17 protein-coding genes are annotated in these 14680 nt (G+C 36.8%); 6 read left to right on the top strand and 11 right to left on the bottom strand.

From position 1 onward, the window contains the following. From K2N75_RS00420 to K2N75_RS00410, 3 genes are all read left to right on the top strand, one after another. Positions 1-634, top strand: a 634-nt coding sequence (locus K2N75_RS00420; RefSeq protein WP_297680972.1) for a TIGR01212 family radical SAM protein, incomplete at its 5' end; no start/stop codon positions are given. Between the two features lie 14 nt (positions 635-648). Next, positions 649-771, top strand: coding sequence for a hypothetical protein (locus K2N75_RS00415; RefSeq protein ID WP_297680973.1), 123 nt, complete (start codon positions 649-651; stop codon positions 769-771). Positions 772-800: 29 nt separating this feature from the next. Next, positions 801-962: a hypothetical protein gene (locus tag K2N75_RS00410; protein WP_297680974.1), complete on the top strand. Its 162-nt coding sequence runs from the start codon at positions 801-803 to the stop codon at positions 960-962. A gap of 22 nt (positions 963-984) precedes the next feature. Here the strand turns inward: K2N75_RS00410 and K2N75_RS00405 are convergent, their stop codons facing one another. Then, positions 985-1908, bottom strand: a complete 924-nt coding sequence (locus K2N75_RS00405; protein ID WP_297680998.1) for a tRNA-dihydrouridine synthase — start codon at positions 1906-1908, stop codon at positions 985-987. Positions 1909-2030: 122 nt separating this feature from the next. On the opposite strand from K2N75_RS00405, the gene K2N75_RS00400 reads away from it, so the two are divergent. Beyond that, positions 2031-2360 carry a DUF5666 domain-containing protein gene (locus K2N75_RS00400; RefSeq protein ID WP_297680975.1) on the top strand — a complete coding sequence of 110 codons (330 nt, stop codon included), beginning with the start codon at positions 2031-2033 and terminating at the stop codon, positions 2358-2360. 8 nt (positions 2361-2368) lie between these two features. After that, positions 2369-2719, top strand: coding sequence for a hypothetical protein (locus K2N75_RS00395; RefSeq protein ID WP_297680976.1), 351 nt, complete (start codon positions 2369-2371; stop codon positions 2717-2719). 31 nt (positions 2720-2750) lie between these two features. Here the strand turns inward: K2N75_RS00395 and K2N75_RS00390 are convergent, their stop codons facing one another. The 8 genes from K2N75_RS00390 to K2N75_RS00355 form a co-directional block, all read right to left on the bottom strand. Beyond that, entirely contained in the window at positions 2751-3068 is a 318-nt protein-coding gene (locus K2N75_RS00390) for a hypothetical protein (RefSeq protein WP_297680979.1), read from the bottom strand. Positions 3069-3077: 9 nt separating this feature from the next. After that, complete coding sequence (locus K2N75_RS00385) at positions 3078-4763, bottom strand: ATP-dependent metallopeptidase FtsH/Yme1/Tma family protein (RefSeq protein ID WP_297680981.1); 1686 nt, start codon at positions 4761-4763, stop codon at positions 3078-3080. Continuing rightward, the gene (mtaB, locus tag K2N75_RS00380; RefSeq protein WP_297680983.1) at positions 4750-6054 is read right to left on the bottom strand and encodes a tRNA (N(6)-L-threonylcarbamoyladenosine(37)-C(2))-methylthiotransferase MtaB; all 1305 of its coding nucleotides are present in this window, start codon (positions 6052-6054) and stop codon (positions 4750-4752) included. Before mtaB ends, K2N75_RS00385 begins: the two co-directional genes overlap by 14 nt. A gap of 9 nt (positions 6055-6063) precedes the next feature. After that, the gene (locus K2N75_RS00375; RefSeq protein ID WP_297680985.1) at positions 6064-7770 is read right to left on the bottom strand and encodes a mechanosensitive ion channel domain-containing protein; all 1707 of its coding nucleotides are present in this window, start codon (positions 7768-7770) and stop codon (positions 6064-6066) included. Further along, a complete protein-coding gene (aroB, locus tag K2N75_RS00370) occupies positions 7767-8813 on the bottom strand; it encodes a 3-dehydroquinate synthase (protein WP_297680986.1) in 1047 nt (348 codons plus the stop codon). The genes K2N75_RS00375 and aroB overlap by 4 nt, the downstream gene beginning before the upstream one ends. 303 nt (positions 8814-9116) lie before the next feature. Then, positions 9117-9581, bottom strand: a complete 465-nt coding sequence (locus tag K2N75_RS00365; protein ID WP_297680988.1) for a LysE family translocator — start codon at positions 9579-9581, stop codon at positions 9117-9119. A gap of 105 nt (positions 9582-9686) precedes the next feature. Then, on the bottom strand, positions 9687-10295 hold the full coding sequence (locus K2N75_RS00360) for a cysteine peptidase family C39 domain-containing protein (RefSeq protein ID WP_297680989.1): 609 nt from the start codon (positions 10293-10295) through the stop codon (positions 9687-9689). A 58-nt stretch (positions 10296-10353) separates the two neighbouring features. Further along, positions 10354-11430 carry a hypothetical protein gene (locus K2N75_RS00355; protein WP_297680991.1) on the bottom strand — a complete coding sequence of 359 codons (1077 nt, stop codon included), beginning with the start codon at positions 11428-11430 and terminating at the stop codon, positions 10354-10356. Here K2N75_RS00355 and K2N75_RS00350 point away from each other — a divergent pair. Next, a complete protein-coding gene (locus K2N75_RS00350; protein ID WP_297680994.1) occupies positions 11420-12061 on the top strand; it encodes a hypothetical protein in 642 nt (213 codons plus the stop codon). The two genes, K2N75_RS00355 and K2N75_RS00350, sit on opposite strands and share 11 nt — an antisense overlap. A gap of 95 nt (positions 12062-12156) precedes the next feature. Here the strand turns inward: K2N75_RS00350 and K2N75_RS00345 are convergent, their stop codons facing one another. Both K2N75_RS00345 and thiC read right to left on the bottom strand, forming a co-directional pair. After that, complete coding sequence (locus K2N75_RS00345) at positions 12157-13269, bottom strand: Mrp/NBP35 family ATP-binding protein (protein WP_297680996.1); 1113 nt, start codon at positions 13267-13269, stop codon at positions 12157-12159. 9 nt (positions 13270-13278) lie between these two features. Next, positions 13279-14610: a phosphomethylpyrimidine synthase ThiC gene (gene thiC, locus K2N75_RS00340; RefSeq protein WP_297579275.1), complete on the bottom strand. Its 1332-nt coding sequence runs from the start codon at positions 14608-14610 to the stop codon at positions 13279-13281. Positions 14611-14680: the final 70 nt, after the last annotated feature.

Raw genomic sequence — 14680 nt, 5'->3', positions numbered from 1 at the left:
AAATACTTATGCACCTTTTGAAACTTTAGAAAAGCTTTACACCACCGCATTGAGTTTGCCCAATGTCGTAGGAATGTCTATTGGCACACGCACGGATTCTGTGGATTTGAAATTGTTGGATTTTTTGGGTGAATTAGCATACACAAGAGGGCAAGAGATTTGGGTAGAATATGGAATTCAATCGGTTTATGATGAAACATTGCGCTTTATCAATCGCGGGCACGGCACAGAAAATATGGAATATTGGATTAAAGAGAGTAAGAATCGCGGTTTGAAGGCTTGTTCGCATATTATTTATGGATTGCCAAAAGAGACAAGAGAGATGATGTTACATACTTTAGAGTCCGTGATTGCTTGGGGAAGTGATGGAATCAAGATTCACCCACTTTATATTATTGAAAAAACGATTTTAGCAAATCTCTATGAAAAAGGTGAGTATAAGCCTATTTCTTTAAATGCTTATATTGATTTGATTGTAGAATCCCTCAAAAGGATTCCGCAAAATGTCGTGATTCATCGCGTGAGTGCTGGAGTGCGCAACGACACGCTTTTAGCTCCCAAATGGTGCTTTGATAAAAACATTCAAATGCGTGCGATTCGTGATGCGCTAAGAGAAGCAGGAATTGAATATTGATAAAAGGTTAATTTATGAGTAGTGAATGGTTAGTAAATTTAACATATAGAGAAATGGATTCTTTACAAGAAGAGCTATGGAATCTCATTAGGGGAAACAAATTAGAACAATTAAAAAAACTTTTTGCGAGATTTTAATGTACAGGAATTTTATCAGCCAAATTTTGATGGCGATACTTGAAAAGGCTTGTTTTACCTATGAAACAAATGGGGCAAATATCAATGCTACAACGCATTTTAAAAGTGTTTTGGATATGGCGACAAGTCAAGAAATGATAAGTTTTTTGAAAGAAAAAGGGGGCAAAAGCTATAAGGAGCTTTTTGCATAAGAGTTTTATTGGCAGAATAAAGTTAAGTCTCAAATGTAGTAGAGCTGAAAAATTCTAAAATGGCTTGGCGCATTTGTGTTGAATCTGTAATGGTATTTACAAGCGTGCGAAATTCGCTCGCGCCTTTTAAGCCTTTGGAATAAGCGTGCAGATTTTTGCGAAACATAATTGCTCCATAATCTCCCCGAAAGGCAATCGTGCGGTCAAAATGCTCTAAACTCACGCGTTGGCGCAAATGCACACTTTCTTCTTGTAATCCCTCTTTGATTTGTGCAAAAATCCAAGGCTTTTCTACTGCTGCGCGTCCTATCATTATGCCATCAGCTCCTGTATATCGCAAGACTTCTTGGCTTTTTTGGACGCTATTGATTTCCCCATTTGCAATGAGCGGAACGCGCAAGATTCGTTTCATTAAGGCAATGGAATCGTAATCAATCCTTTCTTTTTTGTATCCGTCTGCTTTGGTGCGACCATGCACGACAACATAATCAATAGGGGTGTCATTCAGGGCATTTGCGATTTCTAGTGGAATCTTTGTATCAAATCCTAGTCGCACCTTTACACTCAAATAAGGAATCTCGCTTACTTTTCTAATAAGTTTTAGAATCTCTCTTAACTTGTTTAAGTCTTTTAATAAAGAGCTTCCGCTTCCGTGATTGGAGACTTTTGGGGCAGGGCAACCGCAATTTAAATCTAAGATTTGAATATTCTCCTTGAAAGCATTGAGGGATTCTACTGCACGCGTGATAATTCCCATCTCATTGCCTGCAATTTGTAAAGCAAAAGGATTTTCAATAGGGGATTTTTCTACCATTTTTAGTGTTTTTTTGTTTTTAAATGCAAGTGCATGCACGCTAATCATTTCGCTTACGGTAATATCCGCGCCAAACTTTTTTACAACTTCGCGGAAAGGCAAATCGGTATAACCTGCTAGAGGGGCTAACATAAGAGTATTTGGGCGAATAATGGATTGCAAAATAAACCTTTAAAATTTTATGGAATCTTAACAAAAAACTAACAATAATTGATTAAAATTTTGTTTAATAAATTTCAGTAAGGAGTAATAAAATGAAAATAAAAAATCTATTGAAAATTGCCTTAGTCGCAAGTGCATTGAGTGTGCCCGCCTTTGCAGATATGGATATTCAAGGGCAAATTGTAAATGTGGATAACGCAAATAAGACGATTACAATTTCAGGAATGAATGGCAATATGGTTGTGCAGGTTTTTCCTTATACAAAACTCAAAGGGGACGATTGCGGAGTTTTTGGCAATGATACTTATCATAATTTTACCGCTTTAAAGCCCGGAATGTTTGTTGAAGTTGAGGGTTATCCTCAAGGACAAATCTTTGGAGCACAAGAAATAGAATGGAAATGCGGTAGAAGAGCATATTAAGGAATCTTATGCAAAGGATTTTCATTGGTTTTGTCTTGTTGTGCTTAGGCGCAGCATTAGCGTTTGGAGATAGCTTTAAGCTAGAGGGCGTTATTGCAAAGATAGATAATGACAAAAAAACTATCGTTGTGGATTCTGTTTATGGAGATTCTGTGTTGGTGCAAGTGTTGCCTAATACAGAAATTGAATTAGATAATTGCGGTGTGTTTGGTATTAGCAAATATGGAACTTTTAAAAATCTATCGCCAGGTGCTTTTGTAGAAATTAAATTGTATTTTCAAAATTCAGCCAATGGAGAGAGGACAAATCCTATCGCCTATGAAATTGAAGTAGAATGCTACAAGAAACGCGCTTATTAAATCAAATTTGCAAGCTAGAGTCCAAAGGATTCTATTTTTTTGCAATCACAACTAAGCCAAATTGCGCAAAATTTTCATATTTTTTTAAATTAGTGATTTGAGGATTTTTAAAGTAGCTATAAACCTTGCAACCATAAAAGGCAATTGTATGTAACTGCGCATTAAGAGATTCTAAATCGGGTTCTATCAAGATTAGATTTTCTATGCGTTGGTGTTGTTGTAGTTGATTTAGGGCATAAAGAATAGCTTGAGCGCATTGCCCTTGCACACCAACTACACAATAAGCATTTAAAAGAATGGGTGGAATCCTTAAAGATTCTAAATCAAAAGACTTTCCAAAGATTTTCATTTGAGATTCCTAAATGTGTGCGTGAATGAATTGTCCAATCTCGTGGTATTCTAGTTTTTCATTTGCAAGTAGGGAAATTTTTATGTTTTCTAAAATTCCACGATAATTTTTAAAGAATCCCAAACGCTCATTCTTGCATTCCTCTAGGATTTTGAGCACATCTTCCTCTCTTCCTAGCAAATATTCGCCCATTCCATAGGATTCTACCATTTGGCGCGCTAAGGCTTTTGCAGCATTCAGGTCTTCTTTGGCGTGCGAATAACGTTCTTGATAAAGCAATTCAAGTGCTGCGATTCCAGATAAATGGATTTTAATTTTGCTTTCCATTTCGTTTTTGCTTAAAAATTCTTTGTCAATAGATTTTAAGCCATCACTCATTAGGGTTGCTTTTTCAAATGGAATCTCCAAAGAATACGCACTAAAGGCTTTTGCTGCCTGATAATAGGCAAGAATCTCCTTTTCTTTATCGCTAAAACTTAGTTTTTTGCGCACTCCTAGCATTACCTTATCGCGCACATTTAAAATATCCTCTTTGGTAATCGTGTCCGAGCCACGTTTGATAGCGCATAATGCTGCTTCATTGATAAGGGAGGCTAGGGCTGCACCGCTAAATCCTACGCAGAGTTTGGAAACTTCCTCAAAGTCAAAATCACAAGTCTTGTTGCGCGTATGCACTTTTAAAATTTTAATTCTCTCTTGCAAATCGGGTAACTCTACAAAGATTCGCCTATCAAATCTCCCGCTACGTAATAAAGCGTCATCTAGCGATTCTACATTATTGGTTGCACCAATCACAATCACGCCTGAACTATCCTCAAAGCCGTCCATTTCAGTTAAAAGCTGATTGAGTGTTGCTTCGCGTTCATCGTTGCGCATTCCACCTCGTGCTTTTCCTACCGCATCAATTTCATCAATAAAAATAATAGAGGGGGCATTAAGCTTGGCTTTGGTAAATAAATCATGGACGCGTTTTGCTCCCATACCGACATAAATTTGTACGAAACTTGCACCGCTTTGATAAAAAAACGGCACTTTTGCTTCCCCTGCTAATGCTTTGGCAATCAAGGTTTTGCCCACTCCTGGAACCCCGATTAATAGCACGCCTTTAGGGAGTTTGACGCCAAAATCTTGGTATTTTTTGGGGAATTTGAGGTAATCAATAATCTCCTCTAGCTCGCTTTTGGCTTCGTGAATCCCGGCAACATCATCAAAAGTGAGATTAGAAGTAATGGGCTGAATATAGTGCAGGGCAAAGGCTTCATTGGCAAAAGATTTTGCAACATTCTCATATTCTTTAGAATCCTTGCGTTTTTGAGCGTTTGGATTGGGGGTATTTTTTGCTTTTTTAAAACTTGCAAAAAAGAACAAAATTATCAGCGAAATTATTAGAATCACAATGATTTCTGTTAAATTTTGCACAAGATTGAAATCATTTTTGATTTCTAGCGGAACTTTTTGCCCAAATTCTTGCAGATTAATGCTGCTTTTGGCAACTTTGTATTCTTTGCCCTCTAAGGTAAAATACAAATAATCGCCCTTAAGGATTGCAACCTTTGGTAGTGCATTTTGTGTAATCGTTTGTAGATTGGTTGCGCTAATTAAAACGGGATTGCTTTTGAAAAAAAAAGCAACAAATAAGGCAAAAGCTAGGAGAATCGCAAAGATTCCGATATATAAACTCTTAAATTTCTGCATAATTTTTATCCATTTTTGGGGTGAAATGTGTAATAGGAATCCAGCTATCTTTGTAAAGAGGATTTTGTGTTTCTATTTGCATAGGATTATAGTATTCATCAAAGCCTTGCGCAATATATTTTGGACAAGAGTTTTTATCGCTAGATTCCGCATTTACCTCTTTGATAAGGACATTTTCAATCAACACATTAAGGGATTTGTGGCGCGATTTGAGATTCTCTCTGAAGTGGAGATTGTTCTTAGCAACTTGAGTTTCAATCTGCTGTTTTCTCTCTTTTGCTACTTTTCCATTGATTCTACCTTTGAGCAGGGCAGAGGGGGTATTATCGCGCGGGCTATAAATAAAACTATGCAAATGCGTCAAGGGCAAAAGTGAAAAATTTGCAAAGGCTTCCCTCCATATTTCCTCACTTTCTCCAGGGTGCCCCACGATAAAATCACTTCCTAGTGCAAAACCTTGATTTGCTAGCAAGGTGAAAAGCTCTAAATCTTTTTGAAAAGTATTCAGGCGATTCATTATCTTTAGCATTGCGGGCGCAGTGTGTTGTAAAGCAATATGTAAATGACGCTCTATTTTGGGGTTTTGTAGCACTTCTAAAAAATGCGCATTGATTTGCGAGGGTTCTAAACTCCCGATTCTAAGACGCTTAAGAGACGGAATCGCACAAAGGGATTCTATTAAAGTTGCAATATCTTTCCCAAATTCTTTGCCCCAACTACCGATATTTGTGCCCGTTAAGATAAATTCATTAAAACCTTTTCGGGTAAGTTTTTCCACTTGAGAAATAATCTTTTCTTGCGGGAAGCTTCGCGCTTTGCCCCTTACACTTGGAATAATGCAATACGAACAAGCAAAATCGCAACCTTCTTGGATTTTGATAAATGCGCGACTTTTCCCGATAAAATCACTTAGAATCTCGTTTTCTAGGCTTTTTAAATCATCTTCTAAAAAGAAAGATTGTTTTTGTTTGAGAAGCGCATTAATATTTTCCTTGTGAGAATGTCCAAAAACACCAAAAACTAAGCCTTTGTCTAAGAGATTTTGTCCTTGAGTTTGCACTCCACAACCTGTGAAATAGATTCGTTTTCCCTCGTTTTGCAGACGATGAACATAATTTCTTACACCGCTTTCTGCGCCATTGGTAACAGCGCAAGAATTGATAATTACAATATCGCTTTCTTCCTCGTAGGGTGTTTGGGTGAAATCTTGAAGCGCGTTAATCATCACTTGAGTGTCAAAGAGATTGGTGCGACAACCAAAGGTTTTGAAATAAACTTTTTGTTTTTGCATTCAAGAATCTTAAAAAAAGTTTTGTGGTGGCACTTCGCCATCACTTTTTAAATGCACGCTTTTAAATGCCTCCTTATCGTTTTTATGCGGGAGCATTTTCTGTTTGCCCTCGTAGATGGTCGTGCTAGGATAAGCAATCTGGATATTGGATTCTTGCAAAATTTCATCAATAATTTCAGAGCTTATGCTGCTGCGCAAAGCCAAAGTGGCATAGGCGTTTGTGAGATACCAAACAGAAATACGGATTCCATTTGGTTCAAGCAAGCTAAAAACTCTCGGTTCTACATTGGTATTACGCAAACTAAAGCGGTCGCGCATTTTTACAAATTGTTTGCGTGTGCTTTCTGTGTAGCCTTTGGCGTATTTTTTGGCGCATTCTCTTGCGATATGGCAAGCTCTTTCGTGGTCAGAATCAAAAGTAATCGTGAAATCAATCCCGTCCCAAACGGTTTTCATTCCTCCGTGTGTGTAGTTAGAAAACATTGTTGTAAAGACAAAGTTATTAGGGACAAAGATAATGCGTCCTGCTCTGCGATTCTCTCTATAAGTTGTTAAAGTAATATCTTCATAAAGCGTGATTCTAAGCACAGAAATATCCAACACATCGCCGATATAAACAGCACCTTCTTTAATGACTTTGATTCTATCTCCTGCATGCACACAGCCTCCAACGACAATCACAATCCAACCCAAAATGGACATAAAAAGGTCTTTCATCGCAATCGCTAAACCCGCAGAAGCAAATCCAAGCACGGTAACAAGATAACTGACATTGTCCAAATAAGCAAAAAGCAGAATCAAAACAATCAGGGTAATATTAAGAAAATTAATAATCTTGTTTGTCGTGTAAATGCGTTCGTTGTCGTGGATATATTTGCGCACTCCAAGCTTGATAGAAAAGGCGATTCCAATAAGAATTAGAATCGTGATTCCAATATAAATGCTTTTAATGAATTGCTCTTTAATCTGTGCCTTTAGGCGCGTTTTTACTTCTTCCATTTCTTTGGTAAAAATTTCCAAAGTTGTATTGAAAACTTCTTGTGTTGTTTCAAGCACGGTTAGGGCATTGTAGTTGATATGATAAGCTTTGGCTATGGATTCTTTATCCGGAAATAGGCAATAATCAGAATGGCAAACATTGGCAAGTTTGTTTGAATTTTGTGTTGTGCTATAAATTTCTAACAATTTGCTTAAGGCTTCGTCTTTTTGTCGAATATATTTTAGATTTTCTTGTAATTTCTTGTAATTATTGTGCAAAATCATTAATTCAGAATCTATTTTTTTAATATAAGAATAGGCGCGTGCAATCAGCAGGAGATTCGTAACATTGGGAGCTTCTTCAAGTTTTTTAGCTTCTGTGAGCTCGCGAAAAGGAGAATCTTTATAAATTCCTAAAACTTCTTTTTGTTGCTCCAATGCAGTAAGATTGCGTTCCAAAATACTTAGCTGATTCTGCGTTTCAATGCTTTTGGGTTGCTTTTCTAAAGTATTGATTTCATTTTGTGTTTGGATAATATTGAAAGTAACTTGTTGGTAGGCTTCATAGTTGGAATATTTTTTTATCCATAAATTGTTGGGATTGTTTAAGAAATTATCCGCTTCTATAATTTGAGAATCTAATTGTTTGATATTTTTTATTTCTTCTACAATCTCGTTACTTAGGGCGTTTGTTAGCAAGCAAGTGAGAAATAAAACAAGGAATCTTAAATGCTTCATTTGGCAAATTCACCTAAAATTTCTAAAAGAATTTCTTTTGAAATCTCTTCTTTGAAACATACATTGCCAATTCCATTGGGAAGAACAAATTTGATTTTGTCATTCAAGCTTTTTTTGTCCAAAAAGAATGCTTGATAAAAGGATTCTACATTTTGAATCTTGTAAGTTGTCGGAATCTGATAATGTTGCAAGAGGGTTAGAATCGCATTGGATTCTGCTTGTGAAAGGAGGTTGAGTTTGAATGCAAGCTTGTTTGCCATTATCATTCCAATGCCGACTGCTTCGCCGTGTAAATAAGTTCCATAACCGCTTTGTCGTTCAATAATATGTCCAAAAGTATGCCCATAGTTGAGTGCTGCGCGGATTCCGTGTTCTTTCTCGTCCTCTGCGACTACTTTTGCTTTGGTGTTGATTGCTTGATAAATGACTTCTAAAAGCGTGTTTGGATTCGTCATATCGGCATTTTGCAAAGATTCAAAAAAGCTTTTATTAAAGCACACCGCCATTTTGATGACTTCCGCCATTCCTGCATTAAATTCGCGTTTGGGCAAAGTGGCTAAGAATTTGGGATTAATATAAACTGCTTTGGGTTGATGAAACAAGCCGATGAGGTTTTTGCCAAAATGATTGTTAATGCCTGTTTTCCCGCCCACACTAGAATCTACTTGCGCTAAAAGTGTGGTTGGAATCTGGATAAAGTCAATGCCACGCATAAAGATTCCGGAAGCAAATCCCACCATATCGCCAATCACGCCACCCCCAAAGGCAATCATCAAAGAATGTCTATCTAAACGATGATTGAATGCTGCTTCTAGGATTCCATTAATGGTTTCAAAGTTTTTATAGCTTTCTCCATCTGGAATCGTGTGGCAATAAATTTCTTTGGCTTCTAGGTTTGCAAGGAGGGTTTGCAGATGAAGCCCGGCGATTTTAGGATTCGTGATGATGAGGACTTTGCCCTTGTGGGTGAGTTTGGGCAAATCCCCAAAATGAATTGTATAGCTTGGCAAAGTAATGTTTAAAGGATTGGCTTGGGATTCCACTTAGGCACGCCTCTTAATAGTAATTTAAACTAATATTTTAGCAATTTTTTACTTTTTTATTCTTTATGATAATTGAAATCTGATTTGAATTAATGCCTAAAAGGTGAAAACTAGGCAAATTTTATTAAAATGCTTGCAGTAAATAATAAGCTCCAAACACCCCAACAAGCATTAAAATAATATCACTGATGATTCCGATAAGGTTTTTATACCGCAATAAAATTGCCTTTTGCATCAAAAGCGCATAGCTCATAAGAATACAGAAATCAAGGAGAATCCATACTGCTACGAGAATGCTTAAGCTTATAAAATAGAATCGGTGATATGGATAAACTGCGGAAAAAATGCTACAAAAAATAAAATGTCTTTTGGATTGCCTATTGCAATACCAAAACCCTCTAAAAAGCTAGAAACAAAGGTTTTGTTGATTTTGGTTTGATTGCATTGCGGTTCGGATTCCTTTTGGGGCTGACTTTGATAGTTTTTCAATGTATGATACAAAGAATTAAATCCTAAATAAAAAATAAATACACAACCTGCAATACTGATGAGGGATAATGCAAAGGGAGAAATTTCAAATGCACCTAAAATTATTGCAATGGCAAAGGTTATCAGGAGTAAAGAGGCAAAGTTTGTTCCTATGCTTGTAAAGAATGCTGTTTTAAATCCATACATTGAAGCATTGCGTATCACAAGCGCAACCACAGGACCGGGCGTCGCAATGAGTAGAAAAACCGCTAGAATATAGGCAAGTAAAATTTCAAACATTAGGATTCCTTTTAGAGATTGTTAAAGGGCATTGTGAAAATGTCTTAAATTTATTTTATCTTAAAATGCCTAAAAGTGATAGATTTTATGCGCGAGGATACGAACTCAATGCAAGCTAAAAGGAGAAAAAATGAGATTTAAAGAATGGGGTAGGGTTAAATTGGGGATTAAATTGAATGATTTTAAATCTTTTTTGGGAGCTATAATTAAGGCATAACCTCCTTTTTTGTGCCTATCCCATATACTATAAAATTCTCTTTTGGAGCTGATATATTCGCCATAGTTTGGGTCAAAGATTTGCAAATAATTGCCTTTGTGATTGATAATCACTACAAAGTGAGGAAATCTAGGGTCGTTTTCAATCTTTACAAGCATTGGAATCTTTACAAGTTGATTAAGAATCTCTCTATCCAAAGAATAGGAATTAGCCTTAAAGCCTAGTTTTTGAACCGCTGCTTTTAAATCTGTAAAGCTTACCATATCTGTATTTAGTTTGCTCTCACTCATTGTTTTTAAGATTTCTAATTCAGTGAAATTGCTTTGATTTAAGATATTTAGTAATGTAGCAAGCGAGGAAGCACCGCAGGATTCCTCATAGCTTTGTCTTATCACTCTTTGATTTTTTATTTCTTGATAGGATTGCACGATAAATTCTGCATTGGTGAAGCTTTGAAGCAAAGAAAAGAGCAGACAAATTCTTATCAAGTTTTTCATCAAGGGATTCCACATTGTTATTTGCAGACATTAGAAATTGTCATTATAGAATCCTTTTTTAAACCTCTCTATCTAATCTTTTCCAAGAGGAAGCAAGGAAATCTTTAAAGTTTTGAATATCAAAATTTCCTTTAGATTCTCTTTGAAAAAGCATTAAGATTTGCTCTAATTTCTGCTGACTTTTAATAAACTCTAAAGTATTTAAAAAGTCTAAATCCTGATAAGTTTCACTTTTTTTATTGACTTGGATTGCTTTAGATTTCTTTTGGGTTTTTTGCTCTGCAAGATTCTTATTGTATTCCTCAATTTCCTCATTTTCTTTTCTAAATCGCTCTTGCTGTGCGTCATATCTTGCTCGGTATTCCTCCCTTAATTCTCCCCATTGTTTCCCGAACTCTTCTGCGCTCATTTCGTTGATACTTGTGCGCAAAAGTTGTCCTGCTTTGCCTTTATCTAGTATATTCATTCCCAATAGATTATCGTTTTTATCAATGAAACTTGCGTATGCCCCATTGCCCTGTATGGCAAGATTGATTGTTTTTTCTGCCACCATTAAATCAGGATTCATTCTGATAAAAGCCTCTAGTTTCCCACTCTCATTTAAGCCACCCTCAACATTTGTAAATCTCTTTAGTAGAGTATCATAAAGTGAGTATTGTGTCCCATTCTCTAAAAAATATTTTATTTCTTTTGTTTTATTGACAATATTATCTTTTTCCTGTTCTGAAAGTTTAGAAAACTCTTGATAAAAGTTTTTCACACTTCCGACTAAATCTATATTGTTGTAACTCCAAATTACAGATGATAGATAATATTCCACACCAAGAATAGCGTGTATTTTAATCCCCTCTGGAATCCCTGCCGCTTCATTTAAATCACTTGTAAAGAATCCCTCACTATCTGCACCAAAGCCAAAGGCTTTTTTGACAGATTCAAATATATCTGTTTGAAAGTCTGACATTTCTTTTGTTGTGTTTTGTGAATTGTTTGATTTATCGTTTTGCGCGTTATTGGATACATTATTTAAAGCATTGTTTGGTTGCAATTCTTGCGGATTGTTAGCATTTTCCTTTTGCTCTTTTTGAGTATTTTGCATACTTGGTAGATAGTTTGTATTTGCGCTATTGATTGTCATTATAGAATCCCTAAGCGTCAAAATCAAAATTTTTAATATCTTTTGCACAAAAAATATAGAAAATTATATCTTGCCAAACTTTATACAAGGAGATAAAATCTCGCTTGATGGAATGTTTAATGAGTATTTAAGTAGAAATTTTAGCTATTTTAAAGAAGCGGAATATTCACAAGAATGGCTAGATTATCAAGCGTATAATGATAAAATCACAGGGCGTAGCGCGATGAACAATACCCCTAACAACTACCTTATTCATTACGACACAGAGCAAAGATTCTGGGATTTGTTAAATGGTAAAATCTCTGTGGAATCCCATTTGCAAGAGTTGATAGATTTAGGCTATACACATAATAATACGATTGTTTGGGACGAGGATAGAGAGCAGTTTGCAAACTCTTTAACACATTTCCTCAAAGTCTTTCAAGAGATTTTAGATTCGCATTCTCTTAATGTTCAAGAACTTCAAGCACTAAGCAAACAAGAATCTTACAACACACAAGCCAAACAAACACTTCAAGATTCTAAAAATCTTAAAGATTCTAAGGAATCCAAAGATTCCAAACCCTACGAATCCCAAACCAAACAAGAAAAGATGAATACCTTTTTGAATCATTTGTTAAAGGTGAGTTGAGATTTCAAAGTTTTTTAAGCTTTAATTAAAGAAATGGATAAAATGAAAATTTTTTGAATCGTTTGTTAAAGGGGCAGGATAAGCGGGGAATCCGCCTAGCTACTGCAAGCAGACTTGCCATTATCCACAGGCTGAATCGCGCTATTATCTGCTAGTTTTTTAGCATTGACTTCCTCTATAAACTCCCATAATTCTTTGGCAGCCTTTAGATATTCTTTAGCAGATTTAGAATCTGGCTTGAAATACACGATTGGCTTGCCATTGTCGCCACCCTCACGCACGATAGGTTCAATAGGAATCTGCGCAAGAGTTTTTGTGTTGAAGTCTTTAGCGACTTGCTCCGTCGTGCCTTTGCCAAAAATATCGTATTCTGTGCCACAATCCGGACAAATAAAGCCACTCATATTTTCTATAATTCCAGCAATAGGAATCTTAAGCTTGATAAACATATCCAAAGCTCTTGCGCCATCATCAAGGGCAACCCTTTGTGGTGTAGAAACAGAGATTCCAGCTGTTACAGGCACGCTTTGTGCGAGGGTTAGTTGTGCGTCGCCTGTACCTGGAGGCATATCTATCACCATTATATCCAAATCTCCCCACAAAACATCACTTAACATTTGTTCAATCGCGCGAATAATCATTGGTCCGCGCCAAATCAGGCTTTGTCCCTCATCATAAAGCACACCCATAGAAATCATTTCAATGCCAAAAGCTTGCAATGGAATCAGTTTTTTAAGATTGGAATCCACTTCTGGCTTTTCTTTTTCCAGTCCAAGCATTCTTGGAGTATTAGGTCCATAAATATCCGCATCTAGCAATGCAACCTTTTTGCCCTGCATTGCCAAAGCAATAGCTAAATTAACGCTTGTTGTGGATTTGCCCACACCGCCTTTACCGCTGCTTATCATCACGAAGTTTTTAATCTGTGGAGCAAGATTTTTTGTGCCTTGCGGTTTGGATTGCGCTTGTGGTTTGGGTTGTTTGATGTCCAAATTAATTTTCGTAATCCCTTGTGCATTGAGCTTTTGTGTAATAGAATCTTTGAGTTTTTGTGCTACTTCGGCAGACGCAGAGGGAATCTCCACGCGCAAAGCGACAGAATCTCCTTGTATTAACATTTCCTTGACGAAGCCAAAAGTAACAATATCTTTTTCAAAGTTTGGATAAATTACTTCTTTAAGCAAATTAACGAGTTGTTCTTGATTCATGATTTTCCTTTATTGATGTTGTTCTATAATTTCTTGTGAAATTTTGTAACTACAAAATTTTGGTCCGCACATAGAGCAAAATTTTGCGTCTTTAAAGACTTCTTGCGGAAGGCTTTCATCGTGATATTCGCGCGCTCTATCAGGGTCTAAGGCTAGTTCAAACTGCTTGTTCCAATCAAAATTATAACGCGCGTTACTCATCGCGTCATCTCTTAGTCTTGCATTGGTTCTCCCGCGCGCAATATCCGCCGCGTGCGCCGCGATTTTATAAGCAATGATTCCTTCGCGCACATCTTTGGCATTTGGTAATCCTAAATGCTCTTTGGGTGTTACATAGCAAAGCATTGCAACGCCTTTCCACGCGGCAATCGCAGCTCCCATAGCTGAAGCAATATGGTCATAACCCGCTGCAATATCTGTAACAAGCGGTCCTAAAACATAAAAAGGTGCTTCGTGGCAAAGCTCTTTTTGCAATTCCACATTGCGTTCAATTTCATTCATCGGCGTATGTCCGGGTCCTTCTATCATCACTTGCACATCTTTTTCCCAAGCACGCAAGGTGAGTTCGCCCATTACTTTTAGTTCATCTAGCTGTGCTTCATCGCTAGAATCTGCTAGACAACCCGGACGCAAAGAATCCCCAAGACTTAAAGAAACATCGTAACGTTGGCAAATATCTAAAATATCATCAAAGGCTTCATAAAAGGGATTTTGTTTGTGGTAATGTAACATCCACGAAGCCATTAGGCTACCGCCGCGACTGACGATACCCATTTTGCGTTTGGATAGTTTTGGCATATGCTCTAAAAGGAATCCGCAATGAATCGTGAAGTAGCTCACGCCTTGCTTTGCTTGCCGCTCCATTACTTCTAGCATTTTATCAATACTAAGCGCATTAATGTCATTTTTGACATCGTGTAGAATCTGATAGATTGGCACTGTTCCTATCGGCACACTAGAGCTTTGGATTACCGCTTCTCTGATGGAATCCAAATCTCCCCCTGTGCTTAAATCCATAATCGTATCCGCACCATATTTAATAGAAATCAGTGTTTTTTGCACTTCTTCGTCAATAGAGCTTGCGAGCGCGGAGCTACCGATATTGGAATTAATTTTTGTGCGCACAGAGACGCCAATACCCATTGGCTCTAAATTCGTATGATTAATGTTGGAGGGCAAAATTAATCGTCCTCTTTCGATTTCTTTACGCACAATTTCAGGACTTAAATGTTCAAGATTGGCAACATATTCCATTTCTTGCGTAATGATTCCTTGTTTTGCGTAATGTAATTGTGTTTTGATTCTATCTTTTTCTCTTGCTTTTATCCATGCTTTTCGCATAGAATCTCCTTTGGAAATTTGAATTTATCATTGATTCTAAATATTAAATATATTGTAAAAGATATAAAAT

The organism is Helicobacter sp., from assembly GCF_029067145.1.
Classification (GTDB): Bacteria; Campylobacterota; Campylobacteria; order Campylobacterales; family Helicobacteraceae; genus Helicobacter_D.
The sequence above is the reverse complement of the archived record's forward strand: the minus strand, read 5'-3'. Positions and strand labels throughout refer to the sequence as shown.